The organism is Serratia sp. AR11, assembly GCF_056376275.1.
Map to the genome: position 1 here is coordinate 1,746,424 of NZ_CM150739.1, position 23,482 is coordinate 1,769,905.

General features: G+C 52.7%; 23 protein-coding genes and 1 other annotated feature. Of the genes, 9 read left to right on the forward strand and 14 right to left on the reverse strand.

Annotated elements, in window-relative coordinates; translation table 11 throughout:
- The first annotated feature begins 5 nt into the window (after nt 1-5).
- The 4 genes from ACSOSI_RS08300 (at nt 6) to ACSOSI_RS08315 (ending at nt 6,888) form a co-directional block, all read left to right on the forward strand.
- Nucleotides 6-1,196 (forward strand): polysaccharide pyruvyl transferase family protein, encoded by a 1,191-nt coding sequence (locus tag ACSOSI_RS08300; RefSeq protein WP_476706866.1) that lies wholly within the window; start codon nt 6-8, stop codon nt 1,194-1,196.
- A 137-nt stretch (nt 1,197-1,333) separates the two neighbouring features.
- Complete coding sequence (gene gndA / locus ACSOSI_RS08305; protein WP_012006041.1) at nt 1,334-2,740, forward strand: NADP-dependent phosphogluconate dehydrogenase; 1,407 nt, start codon at nt 1,334-1,336, stop codon at nt 2,738-2,740.
- A gap of 203 nt (nt 2,741-2,943) precedes the next feature.
- Nucleotides 2,944-4,833, forward strand: coding sequence for a glycosyltransferase (locus tag ACSOSI_RS08310; protein WP_476706867.1), 1,890 nt, complete (start codon nt 2,944-2,946; stop codon nt 4,831-4,833).
- A 9-nt stretch (nt 4,834-4,842) separates the two neighbouring features.
- A complete protein-coding gene (locus tag ACSOSI_RS08315; RefSeq protein WP_476706868.1) occupies nt 4,843-6,888 on the forward strand; it encodes an HAD family hydrolase in 2,046 nt (681 codons plus the stop codon).
- Between the two features lie 297 nt (nt 6,889-7,185).
- Here ACSOSI_RS08315 and hisIE read toward each other — a convergent pair whose 3' ends face one another.
- The 9 genes from hisIE to hisL form a co-directional block, all read right to left on the reverse strand.
- Complete coding sequence (gene hisIE / locus ACSOSI_RS08320; RefSeq protein WP_476706869.1) at nt 7,186-7,806, reverse strand: bifunctional phosphoribosyl-AMP cyclohydrolase/phosphoribosyl-ATP diphosphatase HisIE; 621 nt, start codon at nt 7,804-7,806, stop codon at nt 7,186-7,188.
- Nucleotides 7,800-8,576, reverse strand: coding sequence for an imidazole glycerol phosphate synthase subunit HisF (hisF, locus tag ACSOSI_RS08325; protein WP_017892208.1), 777 nt, complete (start codon nt 8,574-8,576; stop codon nt 7,800-7,802). The genes hisIE and hisF overlap by 7 nt, the downstream gene beginning before the upstream one ends.
- Nucleotides 8,558-9,295, reverse strand: a complete 738-nt coding sequence (gene hisA, locus ACSOSI_RS08330; RefSeq protein ID WP_012006044.1) for a 1-(5-phosphoribosyl)-5-[(5-phosphoribosylamino)methylideneamino]imidazole-4-carboxamide isomerase — start codon at nt 9,293-9,295, stop codon at nt 8,558-8,560. Before hisA ends, hisF begins: the two co-directional genes overlap by 19 nt.
- A gap of 5 nt (nt 9,296-9,300) precedes the next feature.
- Nucleotides 9,301-9,891 carry an imidazole glycerol phosphate synthase subunit HisH gene (gene hisH / locus ACSOSI_RS08335; protein WP_261276808.1) on the reverse strand — a complete coding sequence of 197 codons (591 nt, stop codon included), beginning with the start codon at nt 9,889-9,891 and terminating at the stop codon, nt 9,301-9,303.
- The gene (gene hisB, locus ACSOSI_RS08340; protein ID WP_017892209.1) at nt 9,891-10,958 is read right to left on the reverse strand and encodes a bifunctional histidinol-phosphatase/imidazoleglycerol-phosphate dehydratase HisB; all 1,068 of its coding nucleotides are present in this window, start codon (nt 10,956-10,958) and stop codon (nt 9,891-9,893) included. The genes hisH and hisB overlap by 1 nt, the downstream gene beginning before the upstream one ends.
- Nucleotides 10,955-12,043 carry a histidinol-phosphate transaminase gene (gene hisC / locus ACSOSI_RS08345; protein ID WP_476706870.1) on the reverse strand — a complete coding sequence of 363 codons (1,089 nt, stop codon included), beginning with the start codon at nt 12,041-12,043 and terminating at the stop codon, nt 10,955-10,957. Before hisC ends, hisB begins: the two co-directional genes overlap by 4 nt.
- A complete protein-coding gene (gene hisD, locus ACSOSI_RS08350; protein WP_476706871.1) occupies nt 12,040-13,347 on the reverse strand; it encodes a histidinol dehydrogenase in 1,308 nt (435 codons plus the stop codon). The genes hisC and hisD overlap by 4 nt, the downstream gene beginning before the upstream one ends.
- Nucleotides 13,348-13,351: 4 nt before the next feature.
- Nucleotides 13,352-14,251, reverse strand: a complete 900-nt coding sequence (gene hisG, locus ACSOSI_RS08355; protein WP_012006049.1) for an ATP phosphoribosyltransferase — start codon at nt 14,249-14,251, stop codon at nt 13,352-13,354.
- Between the two features lie 70 nt (nt 14,252-14,321).
- Nucleotides 14,322-14,448: a sequence feature (His leader region), on the reverse strand.
- The gene (gene hisL, locus ACSOSI_RS08360; RefSeq protein WP_101495319.1) at nt 14,424-14,471 is read right to left on the reverse strand and encodes a his operon leader peptide; all 48 of its coding nucleotides are present in this window, start codon (nt 14,469-14,471) and stop codon (nt 14,424-14,426) included. (Overlaps the previous feature by 25 nt.)
- Before the next feature lie 229 nt (nt 14,472-14,700).
- Here hisL and ACSOSI_RS08365 point away from each other — a divergent pair, with 229 nt between their 5' ends.
- Entirely contained in the window at nt 14,701-15,525 is an 825-nt protein-coding gene (locus ACSOSI_RS08365; protein ID WP_012006050.1) for an SDR family oxidoreductase, read from the forward strand.
- Between the two features lie 55 nt (nt 15,526-15,580).
- On the opposite strand, the gene ACSOSI_RS08370 is transcribed toward ACSOSI_RS08365, so the two are convergent.
- Nucleotides 15,581-16,498 carry a LysR family transcriptional regulator gene (locus tag ACSOSI_RS08370; RefSeq protein WP_017892213.1) on the reverse strand — a complete coding sequence of 306 codons (918 nt, stop codon included), beginning with the start codon at nt 16,496-16,498 and terminating at the stop codon, nt 15,581-15,583.
- Between the two features lie 248 nt (nt 16,499-16,746).
- Between ACSOSI_RS08370 and speB the strand changes: the two genes are divergently transcribed.
- Nucleotides 16,747-17,679 carry an agmatinase gene (speB, locus tag ACSOSI_RS08375; protein WP_017892214.1) on the forward strand — a complete coding sequence of 311 codons (933 nt, stop codon included), beginning with the start codon at nt 16,747-16,749 and terminating at the stop codon, nt 17,677-17,679.
- Between the two features lie 71 nt (nt 17,680-17,750).
- Nucleotides 17,751-19,133 carry a sodium:solute symporter family protein gene (locus ACSOSI_RS08380; protein WP_012006053.1) on the forward strand — a complete coding sequence of 461 codons (1,383 nt, stop codon included), beginning with the start codon at nt 17,751-17,753 and terminating at the stop codon, nt 19,131-19,133.
- A 40-nt stretch (nt 19,134-19,173) separates the two neighbouring features.
- Here the strand turns inward: ACSOSI_RS08380 and ACSOSI_RS08385 are convergent, their stop codons facing one another.
- From ACSOSI_RS08385 to ACSOSI_RS08400, 4 genes are all read right to left on the reverse strand, one after another.
- Nucleotides 19,174-20,154 carry a magnesium and cobalt transport protein CorA gene (locus tag ACSOSI_RS08385; protein WP_012006054.1) on the reverse strand — a complete coding sequence of 327 codons (981 nt, stop codon included), beginning with the start codon at nt 20,152-20,154 and terminating at the stop codon, nt 19,174-19,176.
- 11 nt (nt 20,155-20,165) lie between these two features.
- Nucleotides 20,166-20,585 (reverse strand): GNAT family N-acetyltransferase, encoded by a 420-nt coding sequence (locus ACSOSI_RS08390; RefSeq protein WP_476706872.1) that lies wholly within the window; start codon nt 20,583-20,585, stop codon nt 20,166-20,168.
- Between the two features lie 182 nt (nt 20,586-20,767).
- The gene (locus tag ACSOSI_RS08395; protein WP_476706873.1) at nt 20,768-21,388 is read right to left on the reverse strand and encodes a glutathione S-transferase family protein; all 621 of its coding nucleotides are present in this window, start codon (nt 21,386-21,388) and stop codon (nt 20,768-20,770) included.
- Nucleotides 21,389-21,492: 104 nt separating this feature from the next.
- A complete protein-coding gene (locus ACSOSI_RS08400; RefSeq protein ID WP_012006057.1) occupies nt 21,493-22,149 on the reverse strand; it encodes an HAD family hydrolase in 657 nt (218 codons plus the stop codon).
- Between the two features lie 112 nt (nt 22,150-22,261).
- On the opposite strand from ACSOSI_RS08400, the gene ACSOSI_RS08405 reads away from it, so the two are divergent.
- Entirely contained in the window at nt 22,262-22,498 is a 237-nt protein-coding gene (locus ACSOSI_RS08405) for a hypothetical protein (RefSeq protein WP_071592999.1), read from the forward strand.
- Nucleotides 22,443-23,462, forward strand: coding sequence for an isopenicillin N synthase family dioxygenase (locus tag ACSOSI_RS08410; protein ID WP_261129948.1), 1,020 nt, complete (start codon nt 22,443-22,445; stop codon nt 23,460-23,462). Before ACSOSI_RS08405 ends, ACSOSI_RS08410 begins: the two co-directional genes overlap by 56 nt.
- The last annotated feature ends 20 nt before the right edge of the window (nt 23,463-23,482 follow it).

The window sequence follows — 23,482 nt, forward strand, 5'->3', positions numbered from 1 at the left end:
CTATTTTGGCTTTTTTCGCGAAATTATGGACGAAAAGGCATAATAGGGATGTTCAGGCTCCATCGATACTGAAGAAAACATTTTATTTGGTTTCAGCTGCAGGTATGCCAAATTTTGGCGATGACATGCTTACGCGATATTGGATAAATGAATTGCAACGAAAGTTTCCTGACAGCGTTATCTATCTAGATGCTGTGGATGCTGTGGTAGCTACGGAGTTGTTCCCAGGGGTTAAATGCGTTGATTATCTTTGGCGCTTGGCGCAGGCACTGGGTGACGATGGGTCCGTTCAGGAAAAATTTGCTGATCCTCATAAGCTGCCGCTTCGCGAGCGCTTGATGACCGAGGCATTTATCTCGGCGGAAAGTATCCATCTGTTAGGGGGCGGTTACATCAATGAACTCTGGGGAGCCAATGCGCGGTTGATCGAACTTGCGGCTTACTTTGCCGAAAAACATCAGTTGGTCAGCTACGCAACCGGACTCGGATTGCAACCGCTTTCGCCCGAAAATGCCGCTAAATTCGCCCCCTCCATCCGCCAATTTAATCAGTTTGATGTACGAGACGAAGCCAGTTACGAAGTATTGAAACCTTTCGAGCTGCCAGGCCTGAGCTTTACTGGGGACGATTATTTTGCTTTCCCTGGTTCTCCTATCGGGCGTCTTGTCGAAAGTGAACAACCCACTCTTCATCTGTGTATCCACACTGAACTGTCCGAAGGCGGAATTCTGACAGATAATCTGCTGCTGCTGTTGCAGAAGGCGGTAGCTAGTTTTTGTCGGACCAATCCTGCGGCTGCGATCAATTTTTATGAGTTTCGTCCAGGCTCAGATGGTGTATTTTTCCGTCAGGTACAAGAACGATTCCCACAGGCAAATTTCATACAGTTCGAACAGATTTGGCAAGATGGTTTAACATTCGCCACCAATGATTTTTGCATCAGTTCACGTTTCCATTTCCAGGTGATTGCTGCAAGCCTTGGTATCGCGGGGATTGCGCTATCATGGTCAGATTATTACGACAACAAATTTGCCAGTTTACAGCCGATGTCTGACTGGCCTATGGTTAGGCCGGATATCAGTCTGGAGGCATTGGTACCATTGCTATCACCAGAAGTCAGTATTGACCGCCAGTCGGGAAAGGAACTGATTCAGCAAGCCAAGCAACATTTATTGGCACAACTGTATAATTTCTGATGGTTTATTATCTGTTATAAAGCCTATCGCACCAATCACTACCCACGCGGCAGCTTCCTGAGTTAACATGTGTGCCACATCACAAAACCTGTTGGCCACAGTTGTTAACAGGGTCATCCTCAGACAGGAGTTCTTCAATGTCCAAGCAACAAATCGGCGTTGTCGGCATGGCGGTAATGGGCCGCAATCTGGCACTGAACATCGAAAGCCGTGGTTACACCGTTTCGATCTTTAACCGTTCAGGCGATAAAACTGATGAAGTTATTGCCGAGAATCCAGGTAAAAACCTGGTGCCGCACTACACCGTCGAAGAGTTCGTTGAATCGCTGGAAAAACCACGCCGCATCTTGCTGATGGTGAAAGCGGGTGAAGCGACTGACAAGACCATTGCTTCCCTGACTCCGCACCTGGATAAAGGTGACATCCTGATCGACGGTGGCAACACCTACTATCAGGACACCATCCGTCGTAACCGCGAACTGTCTGATCAAGGCTTCAACTTCATCGGTACCGGCGTTTCCGGTGGTGAAGAGGGCGCGCTGAAAGGGCCTTCAATCATGCCTGGCGGTCAGAAAGAAGCTTACGAGCTGGTGGCGCCAATCCTGAAGAAAATCGCTGCGGTAGCGGAAGGCGAGCCTTGCGTGACCTATATCGGCGCTGACGGTGCCGGTCACTATGTGAAGATGGTACACAACGGTATCGAGTACGGCGACATGCAGCTGATCGCAGAAGCTTACTCCCTGTTGAAACAGGCGTTGAATCTGAGCAACGAACAGCTGGCTGAAACCTTCGCCGAGTGGAACAAAGGCGAACTGAACAGCTACCTGATCGACATCACCAAAGATATCTTCACCAAGAAAGATGAAGAAGGTAAATACCTGGTTGATGTGATCCTGGACGAAGCGGCCAACAAAGGCACCGGCAAATGGACCAGCCAGAGCTCTCTGGATCTGGGCGAGCCGCTGTCACTGATCACTGAGTCAGTGTTCGCTCGCTACCTGTCCTCACTGAAAGACCAGCGTGTGGCTGCATCTAAAGTGCTGACCGGTCCTAAAGCGACCCCAGTGAGCGGTGACAAGGCTGAATTTATTGAGAAAGTGCGCCGTGCACTGTACCTGGGCAAAATCGTTTCTTATGCACAGGGCTTCTCTCAACTGAAAGCCGCTTCCAAAGAAAACAACTGGGATCTGCACTACGGCGATATTGCCAAGATCTTCCGCGCCGGTTGTATCATCCGCGCACAGTTCCTGCAGAAAATCACCGACGCTTATGCACACGACGCGGATATCGCTAACCTGCTGCTGGCGCCATACTTCAAGCAGATTGCTGATGAATACCAGCAGGCGCTGCGTGACGTGGTGTCCTACGCGGTGCAAAACGGCATCCCTACGCCGACCTTCTCTGCGGCGATTGCCTACTACGACAGCTACCGTTCAGCGGTTCTGCCTGCCAACCTGATCCAGGCGCAGCGCGACTACTTCGGTGCTCACACTTACAAACGTATCGACAAAGAAGGCGTATTCCATACCGAATGGATGGAGTGATCGGTGTTTAATGTGAGATACGTTGAATTATTGTAGCATTATTGTTCCTTGATAGTAGACCGCCTTCTTAGGAAGGCGGTTTTTTATTTATAGTATGGCGTATAGTTTCTTAACTCTGTCATATAAATCGTTATTTATTTTTAATGGGAGTAATATAAAAAATCTGATTCTTTTGCCAAATTTAGTTTTTAATAAGGTTGCTTATGAGTGATTCACAATATAATGATTCCTTTTATGCGAATCAGATCGACGGTAGTTATCTGGCTGCAAAGAAAATATTGGAATATATACATCAATATCACGATTTTAAATCTGCAGTAGATATTGGTAGTGGCCTATGTGCTTGGTTAAAGGTATGCCAAGAACTTGGTGCAGATAAATTGCTTGGTTTGGATGGGGACTATGTTAATCGAGATAACCTCTTAATTGATGATAGATACTTTAAATCTTGTGATTTAGAGCGAGATGATATATCTATCAACGATAGGTTTGATATAGCAATATCATTGGAGGTTATTGAGCATCTATCAGAGTCACGTGGAACATATCTAATAAACAAGCTTTGCTCACTTTCTGATGTCGTTTTATTTTCAGGTGCAATTCCTCTCCAAGGTGGAACTGAACATATATCCGAGCAGTGGCCACAGAAGTGGGCTATAGAATTTATTAATAATGGATTTGTTCCTATTGATCTTATTCGGCCGCGATTCTGGAATGATAATAGCTTGCCATGGTGGTATAGACAGAATATTTTTGTTTATGCTAAAAAGGGGGCTGCGCTCGAAGAAAATGAATCTTTAAGACCTGCTCTTTCAATGCCGATGGCAGCAGTTCATCCTGAGCTCTATTTATTGGCTAACACAAGGCAGGAAAAAGTAGAAAGCACTATTGCAGACTTTTATTTATCGGGATTATTAAATCAAGAAAATATGTTAAAGAACAGAGGACATATGGACGTTTCCCAGTTTTCTAATAAGTACGATGCTTGCCTGCAACGTACAACTGAAGCAATTGAGTTTCCTTTCTCTCATAATTATGAACACAGTAAAGAGTCCGATAAATGTGTTTCTATTATTATGCGAACGCAAAATAGACCAATTCTTTTTTCTCGCGCAATTGCGAGCGTTGTCGAGCAAACTTATCAGAATTGGTATCTTTATGTTATTAATGATGGAGGTGATCCAGATATCGTTAATGAATCTATCCGTCCATTTGATACACTTTTGCAAGGCAGGATCACAGTTGTTCACAATCCAAAAGCTTTGGGTATGGAAGCTGCGAGTGATAAAGCTGCTGAAAAAATTACATCTGAATTTGCAGTTGTGCATGACGATGATGACTCATGGCATCCCGACTTCCTCAAAGAATGTGTTAGTTTTTTAACCGATAAGGAAAATAAAGCTTATGGTGGGGTAGTAACGCATACCACCCTGATCAGAGAGCTTCTAACAGACAATAGTATTCGGTTTATAGAGGAGATGGACTTTAACTGTTGGTATAATGAGATCGACATATACCGGCTTCTTGGTGAAAACACGTTTGCCCCTATTTCTTTTGTTTTCCGTAGTGAATTGTTCTCACAAGTTGGCCTGTTTAATCGTGATTTACCTGTTTTAGGCGATTGGGATTTTAATATCCGAGCGCTGCTTGTTGCTGATATAGCTGTTTTGCCTAAAAAATTAGCCTATTATCATCATCGAGTTCAGACAGAAAATAGCTCTTATGGTAATAGTGTCACGCAAGGTTTGAACAAGCATCAACGTTTTAATATACTCTATCGTAATGCATTATTACGCAAGTCTCTTGAAGATGCGCCTTGGCAGGCGGGTATTCTATTAAATGATGCAAAAAACAACCATGATCTTAATAAGCGAATAACGGATTTAGAACATCAACTTCGAGAAATCAAAGAACTTAATGGGCTAGTTTTAAGTGATGTTCATGAGTTACTGCATTACCATATGGGTTTCAAAAAGGAACATATTGAAATATCGAAGAATACATATAATTTAGTTCTGCGTATATTTAGTGTTCTCTCTAAAATGGCAAGGCCAGTGATTTTTATAAAAAGAAAGATTTTTAGAGTTAAATAAAATATGGACATGAAAAATAAAACATTAAACCGAGAACTCGGTGGGAAAGAGTTGAAAGATTTAAACCTTGAAAAGGTTAAAGTCGTTTCTTTTGATATATTTGATACTGCACTCACACGCACAGTTTCTTCGCCTAAGCATATTTTTTCTATTGTCGAGAAAAGAATAAAAGAAATCTTCCCTGAAGAAAAAATAGAAGCGTTCTCTTGGCATCGGATAAATGCAGAAAACTTAGCTAGAAAAAATGCGAAAATTTCATCTAAAAGAGATGAGGTCAGTCTGGATGAAATATATAAGCAACTTTCTTTATCCCTTAAATTAGAACGTGAATTGATTGAATCCATAAAGAGAATAGAAGTTGAAGCTGAAATAGAGAATGTCGTTCCTATTTCCTCTGTTAAGGAGTTATTTGACAGGGCCATTCGTGAAAATAAGCGAGTGATTTTCGTTTCGGATATGTATTTGCCTAAAACTGTGATCGAACGCATTCTTGCTAGATGCGGATATGACGGTTTTCAAGATCTTTTTGTCTCTTGTGAAGTAATGAAAACTAAAGGGAGTGGGAGATTATGGGATTATGTTATAGAGAATTTAGGAGTAGCAAGAGAAGAAATTCTCCATATTGGAGATAGTGCATGGGGGGATATATCCCGAGCAGAAAGCAGAGGAATCAATACTGTCCATTTCCCATGGTTTTCTAAAGAACAGAAAAATCGCAATCACTTTACGACCAACGTCATTCCACTTTCACGACTAGTTCAAAAGAATAGAATTGAAGATTATAATGATTTAAATACTTCAAGATATATAGGTAAAAGTTACTTGGCTATCTTGTATGCAGCGTATACCAAATGGATCGCATTGCAGGCGGTAAGGTGTAAGATAGACAAAATTTATTTTCTTTCTCGGGATGGATATGTCCTAAAGAATACTTGGTCTATTTTTGCAGATGCAGGACTCATGCCTGATAATATTGATATCAGTTATTTTCAGGTTTCACGCCGAGTCTTACTTCTTTCTTGTATTACTGAGTTGAACGAGCTAGATTTAGATTTCTTAATGAGCGGTTCAGAGGTTGGCCGCACTGTGGAAAATTATTTGTCAAGAATAGGAATAGATGTAGATGGCGACATTGAGAAGAAAGTAAAAGTTTACTTCAACTCATCAAGTGACATTGTCTGCACTGCAGAATCTTATGGTAAAATGCAAGAGTTATTCTTAGATCTTAAGGACGAAATTCTAAAGCATTGTGCTGAACTTAGAGAAAATACACTGCAATATTTCTCTGAGAAAGGTATTTTTGACAGTCAAAATCGTTGCGCTATTGTCGACTTGGGTTGGCAAGGTAATATGCAGTTAGGCATGGCTAAACTATTTGAATTAGCTGGGAAGAATATTGATATTAATGGATTTTATATTGGGTTGTGGCGAAATGCGTTAGGGAAGGTACACAAAGCGGGCTATATGGCTGGTATGGTTTGCAATGGTTTCCATAGCGGTGATGATGAAAAGAAGCTGATCCAATCCGTACCGTTGCTTGAAGATTTGCATAGTGCTCCACATGGCTCTGTACGAGATTACTTTGTTGAAAATGGGAAAATATCTGTTTCTTATCAAGAAAACCCTTCGGAAGAAAAAATTTATACAGATGTCATTAAAAGTATCCAAGACTATGCATTTGAATCTTTGCGTGAGATTGCTTCTGGTGAATCAGTAATCGGTTATGACGAGATAGGTGTCGGTACTTTTAATGAGGTTATTGAAGAGCTAAGCTTATTACCTAGCATGCGAGAGCTGGAGCTATTAGGAGAAATTCGGCATCTCGATGGATTTGAACATTCTGGGAATGGCATTAGTCTTGTACCGTTGGATGTACCTTTTCCGACAAATGAGGATGAGGCATTTAGCATCCTTAAAAAGCATCATTATTGGGTTCCTGGTATTCTGGCTTATTGGAAAAATAAACTAGCCCCGAGTGAAAGGGGGTGGCTCAACAATGTTGCGTCAAACTATTCTTATCTTGGACGCGATTGGCTTGATAGTTTTTATTACTAAAATATAAACTCTAACGTTATAGTTTCATACAACAGTTTTTCAAATTTATAAAGCCACTAAGTACTTGCTTAGTGGCTTTTTTATTATCAATATGCAACTATTGAAAATTACGTTTGTGGAGCTATACGTCAATCATTTTCGGTAAAAGAGATATTTTTTCGATCTGAATGAACTAAACGAAAAATTATCAGATGATACGTGAGGTATCAAAGCTGATAGGGGGTATAAAGATTACTCGTATATAGCCCCCTTTTGAGGGCTTGTGTAAGGTCAGCTTTACCGCTTTACTTAAATTGTTTACGCTGACTTTTTATGCCGTTCGCGCAACCGGCCAATCACCTTGCTCAAGTCCAAATCCTGATCCTGCAGCAACACCAGCAGGTGATAAATCAGATCAGAAGCTTCGTTGGTCAATTCTTCGCGGTCGTTCACCGTGGCGGCCAGTGCGGTCTCCACGCCTTCTTCCCCGACTTTCTGCGCGATACGCTTGGTGCCGCTGGCGTACAGGCTGGCGGTATAAGAGCTGTCGGGGCTGGCGTTTTTACGTTCTGCCAGCAGTTGCTCCAGCTGATACAGAAAACCCCAATCGCTGCTGGCCGGGTGGAAGCAACTGGTGTTACCCAGGTGGCAGGTGGGGCCGATTGGATTGGCCAGAATCAACAGCGTGTCGTTGTCGCAATCCGGGGTGATGCTGACTACGTTAAGGAAGTGGCCAGAGCTTTCGCCCTTGGTCCACAGGCGCTGTTTGGTGCGTGAGAAAAAGGTGACCTTGCCGCTTTGTTCGGTCACGGCCAGCGCTTCCTGATTCATATAGCCGAGCATCAGCACTTCGCCGGATACGGCATGCTGGACGATTACCGGTAGCAGGTGGTCAGTTTTTTCCCAGTCCAGCAGGTTTCTTTGTTGTTCTGTTAACACAGGCGGATCTCCACACCTTGTTCGGACAAGAACCTTTTCAGGTCACCGATATTAATGATTTGTTTGTGGAACACCGAAGCGGCCAGTGCGCCATCGACATCGGCATCGCGGAAGGCTTCCAGGAAGTGTTCCATGGTGCCTGCGCCGCCGGAGGCGATCAATGGCACTTTGCACACCTCACGCACCAGGCGCAGCTGTTCCAAATCGTAGCCGTTACGCACGCCGTCCTGATTCATCATATTCAGCACAATTTCGCCGGCGCCGCGTTTCTGCACTTCTTTCACCCAATCCAGGGTTTCCCACTCAGTAACGCGGGTGCGGCTTTCGTCTCCGGTGTACTGGTTAACGTGGTACTTGCCGGTTTCGGCTTCGAACCAGGTATCAATACCCACCACAATGCACTGTACGCCAAAACGATCCGCCAGGCGGCTAATCAGCGTCGGATCGGCCAGCGCCGGGGAGTTGATGGAAATCTTGTCGGCGCCGAAAGAGAGGATCTGGCTGGCGTCTTCCGGGCTTTTAATCCCGCCGGCGACGCAGAAGGGGATATCAATCACCTCTGCCACGCGTGATACCCAGCTTTTATCTACCACCCGGCCATCGCTTGACGCGGTGATATCGTAAAACACCAGTTCGTCTGCGCCTTCTTGCGCATAGCGCTGCGCCAGCGGCACGATATCACCGATAATTTCATGGTTGCGGAACTGCACGCCTTTCACTACCTGCCCGTCTTTAACATCCAGGCACGGGATTATCCGTTTTGCCAGCATGCGATCGCCTCCTCAACGCTAAACTTACCTTCCAGCAGGGCACGCCCCACAATCACACCCTCAACGCCACTGCCGCGCAGCTGGGCGATATCATCCAGATTGCCGATACCGCCAGAGGCCTGAAAGGCGATCTGCGGGTATCGTTGGCTGATTTCCTGATACAGCGCCACGTTGGAACCGGCCAATGTCCCGTCACGGGAAATATCGGTGCACAGCACGTGTTTGAGGCCATAAGGCAAGAACTGCTCAACCACCTGTTCCAGCGTGGCATCCGAGTTTTCCTGCCAGCCGCTGATGGCCACGCGTTTGGTGCCGTCTGCGTCAATACGCACGTCCAACGCCAGCACCATGGCATCGGCGCCGTAGCGTTCGAACCAGCCCTGTACCAGCTGCGGCTGTTTTACCGCGGTGGAACCGATCACCACGCGGGTTGCGCCGGCCTCCAGCAGGGCAGCGACGTCCTGCTCATTGCGAATACCGCCGCCAACCTGTACCGGTACGTTAACTCCCGCCAGCAGCTTGCGCAGCAGGGGGATTTGGCGCGCGGTCGGGTCTTTCGCGCCGGTCAGGTCGACCAGGTGCAGTACCTGTGCGCCCTGTTGCTGATAGTCCTGCAGGCGTAACAATGGATCGTTACCGTAGTCGCGCTGCTGGCCGTAATCGCCCTGATGCAGACGCACTACGTTGCCGTCGATCAAATCCAAAGCCGGAATAATCATGCTGCCTACATCTCCAGAAAGTTTTTCAACAGTTGCGCACCGGCCGCGCCAGATCGCTCTGGATGAAACTGCACGCCGAAGAAATTGTCTTTTTGCACGGCGGCGGTGAAGGGCTCGCCGTAATTCGCCTGGGCGATGGTGCTTGGGCATATCGGCATCGCATAGCTGTGAACGAAGTAGAAGTAGGCGCCGTCTTCGATGCCGCGGAACAGGTGATGACCCGCCTGCGCAGAGACCTGATTCCAGCCCATGTGCGGCAGCGGCAGGCCGAAGTCGGTCATCTGGGTTACCGGAGTATCGATAATGCCCAGCGTGTCGATGCCGCCGTTCTCTTCGCTGCTTTTTGCCAGCAACTGCATGCCGAGGCAAATCCCCAGCACCGGTTGGGTACAGGCCTTGATCAACTCAATCAGTTCGCGCTGTTCCAGTTGATCCATCGCCGCCTGCGCGGTGCCAACCCCCGGCAGAAAAAGCTTGTCGGCGCGCAGTACGATCTCCGGGTCACGGCTCACCTCTGGCTGATAACCCAAACGCTGCACCGCGTAGGTGACAGAAGCGAGGTTGGCGCAGCCGGTGTCCAGAATCACCACGTCCATCACAGCACTCCTTTCGAGCTCGGGAGGGTGTTGCCCTCAACGCGGATCGCCTGGCGCAGCGTGCGGCCAAACACTTTGAACAGGCTTTCGACACGGTGGTGGTCGTTTTTGCCCTTGGTTTTCAGGTGCAGGGTGCAGCCCATGGTGTAGGACAGCGAACGGAAGAAGTGCTCGACCATTTCGGTGCTCAGATCGCCGACGCGCTGATAGTTGAATTCCGCTTTGTATTCCAGGTGTGGGCGGCCGGAAATATCCAGCGCACAGCGTGCCAGGCACTCGTCCATCGGCAGCACAAAGCCGAAACGTGCGATGCCGCGTTTGTCGCCCAGAGCCTTGTTCAGCGCTTCACCGAGCGCCAGGCCGGTGTCTTCCACCGTGTGGTGATCGTCGATATACAGATCGCCTTTGACGTTGATATCCATGCGGAAGCCACCGTGGGTGGCAATCTGATCCAGCATGTGATCGAAGAAGCCCACGCCGGTCTTGATCTTGCTGCCGCCTTCGCGATCCAGCCAGACGTTGACGTCAATCTGCGTTTCCTTGGTCACGCGGTTAACCTGTGCATGACGATCGCGCTGGGTCAGTTGGCGAGTAATTTCTTTCCAACCCAGAGAGCCACGCTGATAGCGCAACCCCTGAATACCCATATTCTCAGCCAGTTGCACGTCGGTCGGACGATCGCCGATCACGTAGCTGTGAACGGTATCCATCACGCCGGGTTCCAGATAGCCTTTGACCAGCGCGGTCCTCGGCTTGCGACAGTCACAGTTGTCTGCCGGCAGGTGCGGGCAGATCAGAATATCTTCAAAATGAATACCCTGTGAGCTGAGGATCTGCATCATCAGGTTATGCGGCGGATCGAAGGTTTCCTGTGGGAAACTGGCGGTGCCGAGGCCATCCTGGTTGGTGATCATCACCAGTTGATAACCCGCCTGCTGTAGCTCCAGCAGGCAAGGGATCACGTCCGGCTCCAGCGCCAGTTTATCCAGGCGGTCGACCTGGAAATCTTCTGGTGGTTCAGCAATCAGCGTGCCGTCACGGTCAATAAAGAGGAATTTCTGGCTCACATTGGCTCCTGGCGAGTCTTGGTTGCACCGGGCAGGGCAGACAGCGCATCAACCACGCGCTGGCATTCTTCACGGGTGCCTATGGTGATGCGCAGGCAGCCGGATAACCCCGGTTGTTTATTTTGGTCTCTTAAGATGATGCCCTGATCCCACAAGGTTTTAAACACATTACTGGAGGCAGTGAATCGTGCCAGCAGGTAATTGCTGTCGCTGGTGAAAACCTGTTCAACGCACGCGCAGTTTTGCAGCGCCTGCAGCAGCCAACTACGGTTGGCAGCAATCTCGGTAACCCGTTGGCGCATGATGCGGATCCCCTCGGTGCTGAGCGCCTGAGCGGCGATATCGGCGACCGGAGTGGAGAGCGGGTAAGGGGCGATCACCTTCAGCAGCAGAGCGATTAAATCTTCATTGCCGAGGGTAAAACCGCAGCGCAGTCCAGCCAGTGCAAAGGCCTTGGACAGGGTGCGCAAGATAGCCAGGTGCGGGTAGTCATTTAGCCAGCCGGCGACGCTTGCCTGTGGGCAGAATTCAATATAGGCCTCGTCGACCGCAACGATTGCCTTGCCCTTGGCCATTTCCAGCAGGCTGCGCAGATCGTTGGCATCGATCAGGTTACCCGTCGGGTTGTTGGGGCTGCAGACGTAAATCAGTTTTACGTTGTCCAGGCTGTCGGCGATGGTCGGCAAATCCAGCTGCCAGTCCTGTTTGGCCGCCACGGTACGACGCTCCACGCCAAAGGTTTCGGCGCTGACGGCATACATGCCGTAGGTCGGTGGGCAGAACAGGATGGCGTCTTTTCCCGGTTCGCAGAATGCGCGGATCAGCAGTTCGATACCTTCGTCTGCCCCACGGCTGACCAGCACCTGTTCCTTTTTAACCCCGGCATACTCGGCGTAGCGTTCGATCACCAGTGCCGGTTGGCACTCCGGGTAACGGTTAAAGGTTTGAGCGGTCAGTTGGAACTCTGGGGCGATCGGGTATTCGTTGGCGTTCAGCCACACGTCGCCGTTGCCACCCAGGCGGCGTGCCGACTGATAAGGGGTCAGATCGCGAACGTTGGCGCGTGCCAGATTTTCAATGCTCATGCTTGCTCCTTCAGGGCGGCAACGCGCAGGGTCACGGCGTTTTTGTGGGCAATCAACTGCTCGGCGGCGGCCAGGGTTTCAATGGTGGCGGCCAGGTTCATAAAGCCCTGCGGCGTCAGCTCTTGTACCGTCATGCGCTTTTGGAAGTCCGCCAGCCCCAAACTGGAGCAGGTGGCGGTGTAACCATAGGTTGGCAGCACGTGGTTGGTGCCGGACGCATAGTCACCGGCGGACTCCGGTGACCAGTCACCAAGGAACACCGAACCGGCGCTGGTGATGCTGTCGACCAGAGCGCGGGCGTCGCGGGTCTGAATGATCAGGTGTTCCGGGCCATACTGATTGCTGATGGCCACGCACTCGGCCAAATCTTTGGTGACAATCAGTCGGCTACTGGCCAGCGCCTGACGTGCAGTTTCGGCGCGGGGTAATTGTGCCAGTTGCTGTTCTACGGCATCGCGTACCGCCTGCGCCATCGCGGCTTCCGGTGTCAACAAAATCACCTGCGAGTCCGGTCCGTGCTCTGCCTGTGACAGCAGATCCGAGGCGACGAATGCCGGAGTGGCACCGGCGTCGGCGATCACCAGCACTTCGGAAGGGCCGGCCGGCATATCGATGGCGGCGCCGTCCAGTCGTTGGCTGATCTGGCGTTTGGCTTCGGTGACAAAGGCATTGCCCGGCCCGAAGATTTTTGCCACGCGTGGTACCGAGTCGGTACCGAATGCCATAGCGGCGATCGCCTGCGCACCGCCAACCTGAAACACCTCTTCCACTCCACACAGTTGCGCGGCATACAGTATCTCATCGGCAATCGGCGGCGGTGAACACAGCACTACGCGGCGGCAACCGGCGATGCGTGCCGGTGTCGCCAGCATCAACACCGTAGAAAACAGCGGGGCAGAACCGCCTGGAATATATAGCCCAACCGAGTCGATCGGACGGATTACCTGCTGGCAACGCACACCCGGCTGGGTTTCCACATCGACCGGCGGCAGTTTTTGCGCATTGTGGAAGGTTTCCACGTTGGCGACTGCAATTGCCATTGCCTGCTTGATCTCATCACCCAGACGCGCGCTGGCAGCCGTTATTTGCTCTGCGGTGACGCGCAGTGCGCCAACTTCGGTTTTATCAAATTTGGCGCTGTATTCGCGCAGCGCCTGATCGCCATTGGCCTTCACGTTGTCGAGGATTTCGCTCACCGTGCGGCTGATGCTGTCCGAGGCGGAGATCGCCGGACGCATCAGCAGTGCCGTGCGCTGTTCGGCGCTGCAGTCTGCCCAGTTGACCAGAGTATTGAAGTTCGACATGGCGTTACTCCATCATCTTCTCAATAGGCAATACCAGAATCGAACTGGCACCGAGCGCTTTCAGTTTTTCCATGGTTTCCCAGAACAGGGTTTCGCTACTGACCATGTGCATGGCTACGCGGTTCTGTGCCCCGGCCAATGGCAGAATGGTCGGGCGTTCGGCACCCGGCAGCAGCGCGACGATTTCGTCCAGACGCTCGCTCGGCGCGTGCAGCATGATGTACTTGGATTCACGCGCCTGGATCACGCCCTGAATACGGGTCATCAGACGGTCGATCAATTGCTGTTTGGCTTCCGGCATTTCGCCATCGCGTTGGATCAGGCAGGCTTTCGAGCGGTAAATCACTTCAACTTCACGCAGCCCATTGGCTTCCAGCGTGGCGCCGGTAGAGACCAGGTCACAGATGGCGTCGGCCAGGCCGGCACGTGGCGCGACTTCAACCGAACCGTTCAGCAAACAGGATTTGAAGCGCACGCCCTGTTTGTCGAGGTATTGCTTGAGCAGGTGTGGATAAGAGGTGGCGATGCGGGCATCTTGCAGGCTTTGCGGGCCGGTGTATTCACTGTCGAGCGAGGTGGCCAGCGACAGGCGGCAACCGCCGAAATCCAGGCGACGCAGGGTGAAATAACGTGGGTCTTCGCCTTGAGCGCGGCGGGTGAGCAGCTCTTCTTCCAGCACGTTCTCACCGATAATACCCAGGTCGACCACGCCATCCATCACCAGGCCCGGGATGTCGTCATCACGGACGCGCAGGATATCGATCGGCATATTCTCTGCGAAGGCGATCAGGCGTTGTTGCTGCAGGTTGATTTTGATCCCGCAGCGCGCCAGCAATTCCTGAGACTCATCACTCAGGCGGCCCGACTTCTGCATTGCTATCCGTAAACGTGTTTTATCCAGCATGGTAACCTCTGTTTAATCTGTAATTTTATGAATTTATTATGAAAATTATTTTATCTGTCTGTCCGGAGCCAAAAAAAAACCCTCGGAAGAAATCTTCCGAGGGCTCTCTCTTGCATTCTGCACGCCACTGGAAGATTAAAAAACCGTCTTCCAGCACACATCGCCTGAAAGACTAGTCAGGGTGATGGTGATGATGGTGGCTGAACTGAATGCGTGTCATGATGTTTTCTCTGTATAAAGTCGCTACAAACTCAATTGCTAATTAACCTAAACTATCCACTGTCTTTCACGCAACTCTTTTTTCTCGTCATAAATTTAATTTATTGAAACAGGATGAATTATTAGCAAGACGCGACTTTACCTAAGCTTAAGGTCGGTGGATTGAATCACTACGCCGACTGGCGTAGCCTTAATGGGCAAAGCGTTGCAGTCTTCAAGAGAGGAAGCTGATGAAAAAGGTAGCCATTATTGGCCTGGGTTGGTTGGGTATGCCGCTGGCTCTGTCGCTGATGAGCCGTGGGTTTGACGTTGTTGGCAGTAAAACCACGCCGGATGGCGTCGAGGCCGCACGGATGAGCGGGATCGAATGCTATCAGCTGGAACTGACGCCGGAACTGATTTGCGAGCCGGAGGATCTGGAGGCGCTGCTGCGCGTCGATGCGCTGGTGATAACACTCCCGGCCCGCCGCACCGTCGAAGGCAGCGAAAACTATTTTAATGCGGTGCGCATGCTGGTGGACAGCGCGATGGCCTTCGGTGTGCCGCGCATTCTGTTTACCAGTTCAACCTCGGTGTACGGGGAAACCACGGGCACGGTACGCGAAGATTCGCCGCTGAAGCCGGTTTCACCTTCCGGCCTGGTGCTGGCAGAGCTGGAGCGTTGGCTGCATGAACTGCCGAACACCTCGGTGGATATTTTGCGTCTGGCGGGGCTGGTGGGGGGCGATCGCCATCCCGGGCGTTTCCTGGCGGGCAAAGTCGATGTCAAAGGCGGTTCGCAAGGAGTCAATCTGGTGCATCAGGACGACGTGATCGGCGCGATCCAACTGTTGCTGAAACTGCCGAAAGGCGGCCACGTTTATAACCTGTGCGCCCCGGCCCATCCCACCAAACGTGAGTTCTACCCGGCTCTGGCTGAACAGTTAAATCTGTCGCCGCCGCAGTTTGCCGCCGAGACGGAGCAGGGCGGTCGTCTGGTGGACGGCAGCCGTATCTGCAATGAACTGGGGTTTGAATATCAGTACCCGGATCCGGCGCGTATGCCGGTCAACTAAGCGTTTCGAACATGCCCTGCCAAGTGCGGGGCATTTTTTTATCCAGCGCGCAGGGTTACTGCATCAACACCATAGCGGCTGAAATCTCTCCGGCGCGCTGCAAATCCTCCAGCAATGCGCTCAGGGCCTCCTTCGGCAACCCCGGCCGGGTCACCAGACTCAATGCCGCCTGATAAGACAGTGCTTGCCCCCCTAACTGTTTCAATACGCCTTGCTCTACCCAACGTGCAGCGTAATGGGTGGGCAGGTAACCGAGGTACTCGCCGCTGAGCACCAAATGGGCGACCCCTTCCATATGATGGGCGACGGCGCCGAGATTTAACGGTGCCAGCGGACAAAGTTGCTGTGCCAACAAATAGCCGCGTTTAACCCAGCGTGCATTTTCAATCTGTTCACGCCCCGGTTGCTCCAGCGAAAACAGCGGATGATCGCTGCTGCAATAAACCGCCTGCGTCTCTGCTATCCAGGGCTGATACTGCAACTCGTCCAACTGCTGACCGAAATAACCGATGCCCAAATCGAGTTGCTGATTCAGCAGTCCCTGTTCTATTTCGCCGGGGGCGCAAATGCGGCACTGTAACTGCACATCCTGATGTCGACGTTGAAATTGTTTGATGGCATGGCTGAAGGGATTACCCGGCAGCGACACCAGATTATCTACCAGACCAATCTGCAAATCACCGGTCAGTAGCCCATTCAGCGACTGACTGACGCGGGTGAAATCACGCGCGGCGTTGAACAGGGTGCGGCAGGCGATCAGCATGCGTTCGCCTTTCGGTGTCAGCATAAAACCGGATCGGCCTCGCTGACAGAGGCGAAATCCCAGCCGGGTTTCCAGGGTGGCGAGATGGGTGCTGATGGTCGACTGGTTCATCAGCAACGTTTCCTGGGCGGCGCTGACGCCATGGGCTTCGGCGACGGCGACGAAGACCCGCAGCAGCCGCAGATCAATATCGCTTAGGTTGGTGAGCATCCTTTCCTCCGCAGTAATAGCGCGCAATTAACCATTTCATAACATCCCCAAAATGAAGCTGGCGGCCGTAAAACTGTCTTTTTATGGCATGAATGTTAAATAAAATCCAATGCTTCAATGTGTTAACAAACATCGGTGTTTTCAATACTTACATCCCAAAGATGGAATGGTAGCCCTGTCAGGGGGCGGGTAGCCTGTATTTGTTATCCAAATGTTGAAATTATCTGACAGCCGAATAAGGAAAGATCATGCTGAATCAACCCCAGAGTGGCAATGATATGCCGCGCTTTGCCGGTATCCCTACCATGATGCGTCTGCCCGTTGCCGACGATGCGCGGGGGCTGAATGCGGCCTTCGTCGGTATTCCCCTCGATATTGGCACTTCAAACCGCAGTGGCACGCGTTACGGGCCGCGGCAAATCCGTCAGGAGTCGGTGATGATCCGCCCATACAACATGGGCACCGCTGCCGCACCTTTTGAACGGCTGCAGGTGGCCGACCTGGGGGATATCGCCATCAATCCTTACAGCCTGGAAGACAGCGTTCGCCGCATTGAGCTGGCATACAACGGTATTCTGGCCCACGGCTGCATTCCACTGACGCTGGGGGGCGACCACACGCTGACGTTACCAGTGCTGCGCGCCATGGCCAGCCGATATGGCCCGGTCGGCTTGATTCACGTAGATGCTCACTCAGACACCAACGAAGAGATGTTTGGTGAAAAGTTGGCACACGGAACAACTTTCCGGCGAGCCTTTGAAGAGGGGCTATTGCAGCCACAACGGGTCATTCAGATTGGCCTGCGCGGCAGCGGCTATGAGGCTGATGATTTCGATTGGTCGCGCAAGCAGGGGTTCCGCGTGGTACCGGCAGAAGCCTGCTGGTACCGCTCGTTGGCACCGCTGATGGAGGAAGTGCGCGAGCAGATGGGCAATGCGCCGGTTTATCTCAGTTTCGACATCGACGGCCTGGATCCGGCATTTGCACCGGGCACCGGCACGCCGGAGGTCGGCGGGCTGTCGGTCTGGCAGGGCCTGGAAATTGTCAGAGGCTGCCGGGGGCTAAACCTGGTCGGCAGCGACGTGGTGGAGGTTTCGCCGCCTTACGATCGTTCCGGCAACACCGCGCTACTGGCGGCCAACCTATTGTTTGAAATGCTGTGTGTACTGCCGTCGCGATAAGGCGACCGATAACCCGATCGGCGGAGCCGTTGCGCCTGATACCGAATAATAACAAGCATGCGGAGTGACCGATGAATCTCGACCTGCTGGTAGTGGTGTTTTACTTTTTGGTGATAGGGGCGGTGGGTTGGCTTGGCGTTCGCCGGGCCACCACCAAGGAAGATTATCTGGTGGCCGGCCGCAATCTGGGGCCCTGTTTGTACCTGGGCACGCTGTCCGCCGTGGTGCTTGGCGGGGCGTCGACCATTGGCAGCGTTAAATTGGGTTACACCTACGGGATCTCGGGCGTGTGGCTGTGTGGTGCGCTGGGGGCGGGGATTGTGGTGTTGAGCCTGGTGTTGGCCAAACCCTTGCTCAAGCTAAAGCTCTACACCGTCAGCCAGGTGCTGGCGCGGCGCTATCATCCGGCCGCCAGGGTCACCAGCGGTGCCATTATGCTGGCTTATGACCTGATGGTGGCCGTGACCTCGATTATTGCTATCGGCAGTGTGATGCAGGTGATGTTTGATTTGTCGTTCACCGCATCGATTCTGCTCGGCGGCGGTTTGGTGGTGCTTTATTCCACGCTGGGCGGTATGTGGTCGTTGACGCTAACCGACATCATCCAGTTTATCATCATGACTGTCGGCATGATGCTGGTGTTGATGCCGATGAGCATCGTCAAGGCCGGGGGTTGGGCGGCGTTCAGTCAACTGTTGCCGGACAGCTACTACCAGCTGTCGTCGATCGGGCTTGATACCATCCTGGTGTTCTTCCTGATCTACTTCTTCGGCATTCTGATTGGTCAGGATATCTGGCAGCGGGTATTTACCGCCCGCAGCACCAATATTGCTCGCTATGCTGGGTTGGGGGCTGGGGTGTACTGCGTGCTGTATGGGGTGGCCGGTGCTCTGATTGGCATGGCCGGCAAGTTGGTACTGCCGCAACTGACCAATACCGACGGCGCCTTTGCCGCCATTGCTCAGGCGGTGCTGCCTCCGGGCGTCAGCGGGCTGGTGGCTGCGGCGGCGTTGGCGGCGCTGATGTCGACGGCCAGTGCCTGTTTGTTGGCATCGTCAACCATCGCGCTGGAAGATGTATTGCCGGCTGTCCGCAAGCGGCCCTCCGGTGGGCTGGCGGCCGGGAGATTCACGACGTTTGTCATGGGTTGCATTATGTTGGGGCTGGCGTTCGTGGTGCGCGACGTAATGATGGCGCTAACGCTGGCCTATAACCTGTTGGTGGGCGGTATGTTGATCCCGCTGATCGGTGCGATTTTTTGGCAACGTGCCACCAGCACCGGTGCTATCGCCAGCATGCTGACCGGCAGTCTGAGCGTATTGGTGCTGATGTATTATCACGGCATTGAGGCCAACAGCCCAATCTACGGGGGTCTGTTGGCGGGCGGGGCGGCCTTTCTGATTGGCAGTCTGCTGACCCGACCAGGCCCGCTGCCGCAGGTTCAGCCCGAGTAAAGGGTAAAAACGGGGCTGTCGTGCGCAGCCCCAGTGCCGCTTACAGCCAGCCGGATCTCTTCAGTTTTTGATACAGGAAGAAGCAGCCGACGCCGGTCACCCCGAGGATGGTGTGATAGGCCCAGGGGAATTTCAGTTCCGGCATATTGGCGAAGTTCATGCCGTACAGGCTGAATATTACCGTTGGGATCGCCAGGATCGCCCCCCAGCCCGCCAGTCGTTTTACCACTTCGTTCTGTTTAACCGTGACCAGCGCCAGGTTGACGTGCATGGCGTTAGTCAGCATTTCGCGCATATCGTCGATGTTGCTGACCACCTGGCGCGCATGGTCCTGCACGTCGCGTACATAAGCGCGCAGCTCTTTCGGGATCACCTCTTCATGCAGGCGAATCAGTTGATTGCAGATTTCGTCCATCGGCATCGCGGCATTGCGCAGTGCCAGCAGGTGACGGCGCAGGGTATAGACATTCTCAATGGCGGCCTGATCAAACTCCGATTTAAACATGTTGGCTTCGATGCCTTCGATGGTCTGCTCGAACTTCGCCACCACGGTACGGTAGTTATCCACCACAAAGTCCAGCACCGAATACAAGGCAAAACCCGGCCCACGGCACATTTGCCTGTGGTTTTCCTCGGCTTTGGCGCGGATCGGCGCATAGCTGGGTGATGCGCCGTGGCGCACTGAAACCAGGAAGTTTTTGCCGACGAAGAAGTGTGTTTCGCCGTATTCGACTTCGCCCTGACCCCACTGCGCGGTTTTGACCACGATAAACAGTGAATCGCCGTAGGCTTCCAGCTTGGGCCGCTGGTGGGCGCAAAGCGCATCCTCAATCGCCAGATCGTGCAGGCCAAACTCCTCCTGCACCTTGCGCATAAAGGCGTCTTCCGGCTGCCACAACCCGAGCCAGACGAAGGTGTCCGGCTGTTTGACCACCTCGCTGATATCATCAATGGTCACTTCACCCAGCCGTTGACCGGCCTTGTACGCCACGCAATTCACAACCATGGTTGCGGTTTCCATCAAGCCACCTGCTATTCAAAAAGAGTTTTGGTGAGAACGTAACATTCGTGCTCTACCGGATAATTCTGCAGCGTCATCTGTAGTTGGTAACCGAGTGTCTCGTAGAAGGGGCGCGCCTGAAAGCTGAAGGTATCCAGGCGAACATAACGACAACCCCGCGCCCTGGCTTCCTGTTCCGCCGCCAGCACCACCTTGCGACCTAACCCGCTGCCGCGCTGCGAATCATCCACCCACAGCCATTCCACGCTCAACCAGTTGCCCCAGGTTTCACCGGTCAGGCCTGCGACCACCCGACCGGCTTCATCCTGGCTATAGACGGCAAGGGGCTTGCGTTGGGTCGGGTCAATATACGGGCTATTATGGGCCCGCAACCCCAAACGGATCACGTTGAGGGTCTCTTCGTCAGGTATCTCGGTAACGGTGATGTTCATGTTTCCTCCTTGGTGAACCCTTAACTTAAGCACAGTCCGTGGAAAAGGCAACATGTTGAAATTTAATATAAACATGGGGTCAGCACGCTGGGTGCGTTAGGGGCGGCGGGCCAGATGACTTCAGGGGGATGTTCCGGCAACTGGCGGAGAAATAATAGCGCCCCGGCAGGGGCGCAGAAAACTCAGGTTAACTCACTCATGACGCCACGCTGATAGGCCGGGCGTTCGGTTAGTTGCTGATACCAACGTTCCATGTTCGGGCGGGGTTGGCGCTCAATCGGCATTGAGAACCAGGCGTAAGCAAAGCTGCCAAGCGGGATGTCACCGATACCGAACGACTCGCCGGAAAGATAAGGCTGGCGGCCCAGGGTTTCTTCCACGATGTTGAAGTGCTTTTCCAGCGCGGCGATCGCCGCTTCAATTTTGGCCATGTCGCGCAGTTCCGGCTTGGTGCGCACCAGGCCCCAGAACACTACGCTAAAGTGGCTGACAATGGTGGCGGTGGTCCAGTCCATCCATTTCTCAGCGCTGGCGCGTGCCTGTAGATCCTGCGGGTAGAATGGCTCGCTGCCAAATTTTGCCGCCAGATAGCGCACTATGGTGTTGGATTCCCACAGCACGAAGTCATCGTCCTGCAGCAACGGCACCAGGCCGTTCGGGTTTAATGAACGGTAGAGCTCATCGTTCACTTTGCCAAAGGCGCCACCGGCATTGATATGGCTGTAGTTCAGCTCCAGTTCTGCGGCGCACCACAGCACTTTTCTGACGTTGTTCGAATTTTCACGACCCCAAATGGTCAGCATAGAACGCCTCTTTATACGGGTGAATTAACCTAAGCTGTTATTCGTACGCCACAATTGAGTCGTTGTCACACCGGAAGGCATTTTTTGCCGACCGGGCGGCACATTCAGCGCTCCCAGCGGCAAATCTCCCAGCCGTGCTCCACCGCCAGCGCGTTGAGCTCTCTGTCCGGATTAATCACCGTGGCGCTGTCGACATATTCCAACATCGCCTTGTCGTTGAGTGAGTCGCTGTAACCGTGGCTGTGCTCGAAGCTCAGCTCCGGGTGTTCAGCCAGCCACTTCTTCAGGCGAGTTACCTTGCCCTGTTGGTAGGTCATGGTGCCGTAAGTGTTACCGGTGAAGCGGCCGTCTTGCACCTCAACGCCAATCGCCAGTGCGTCGTCGGCACCCAACTGTGCGGCAATCGGCGCGACCAGATGTTCGCCGGTGGCGGAAATCACCAAAATGCAGTCGCCGCGCTCACGGTGCCACAGCAGTCGTTCACGAGCGGCGGGGTAGACACGGGGTAGAATATCGCGGCGGATATAACGCTGCACCCAACCGGCCACCGTCTGGGTGTTCAGGCCGGCCAACGGGGCCAGCGTGGCCTGCATGTAATCCTCCATCGACAGCTTGCCCTGATAATAGAGCTGCATCAGCTGCTGTTCCTGCTGTTCCAGTTCCGCCGGCGCAAACCCCTCGGTGACTAACCAGCGCATCCACAGGCTGGCGCTGTCATCATCAATCAGGGTTTCATCCAGGTCGAATAAGGCTAAATCCATCAGTATTTCTCCAGCAGGCAGGGAGTGAAATGGGGGTGTATACAGAATAGCGGATAGCGTAAGCCGCCAGCCAGTGGCGGCAAACAAATTGCGCAGAGCATAAGAAACCTTGATGACAGTTTTGCGACGCTTTGTTGAATCTTTGCATAACTTAGAACGCAACAATATTGGCTGGCGTCTCTGGCGGGGTGGTAACTATAGGGCTAATGCACTGGCCATCCAGGAGTTAACGATGCTGATCATTCGCCTTTATAGCGGTCCGGTTTTTATCGGAGATGAAGAGGAACAGGATAATGACGCCACCACTGACGTTGAAGACGCTGCCGCAACTGAGTCTTTCGCAGCTTGACGGCGACCGGCGACAGCGGCAGGCATTTCTTGATGGGTTGCGTGAGGCCGCCCGTGACGTAGGTTTTTTCTATCTGCGCGGACACGGCGTGGATAACAGGTTGAATGCACAACTGCAGCAGCATGCCAGGCAGTTTTTTGCGCTGCCGGAAGCGGACAAGCTGGCGGTGCAGATGGTGCATTCGCCGCATTTCCGCGGTTATAACCGAGCGGCGGCCGAACTGACGCGCGGACAGCCGGACTGGCGTGAACAGTTCGATATCGGCGCGGAGCGTCCTGCGTTGCAACTGGCCAATGAGACTCCGCGTTGGGCACGTTTGCAGGGGCCGAACCAATGGCCTGAGGCGCTACCCGAACTGAAGCCGTTGCTGTTGCAGTGGCAGCAGGCGATGACCGCCATGTCGCTGCGACTGTTGCGCGCCTTCGCGCTGGCGCTTTCGTTGCCGGAGCAGGCATTTGATTCGCTCTATGGCGACAAACCCAATGAACATATCAAACTGATCCGCTACCCGGGGCGTGAAGCTACCGACAGCGGGCAAGGGGTGGGCGCCCATAAAGACTCCGGTTTTCTCAGTTTTTTGCTGCAGGACCGGCAGAAAGGCCTGCAGGTTGAAGTTGACGAAGGGCGCTGGGTTGACGCCGAACCGCTTGAAGAAAGCTTTGTGGTCAACATCGGTGAACTGCTGGAGTTGGCAACCAACGGCTATCTGCGTGCCACGGTGCACCGGGTAGAGACGCCGCCGGCAGGCAGCGAGCGCCTGTCGATTGCCTTCTTCCTCGGGGCACGGCTGGACGCCGTGGTGCCGCTGTATCAGCTCCCTGCGCATCTGGCGGCCGAGGCGCGTGGTCCGGCCAGCGATCCGCATAATCCGCTGTTGCGTGACGTGGGTTTTAACTACCTGAAGGGGCGCATTCGCTCTCATCCCGACGTGGCGCAGCGCTATTATCAGGACGTTGTCGCCTAATGGAAGGGGGCGCCGCATGC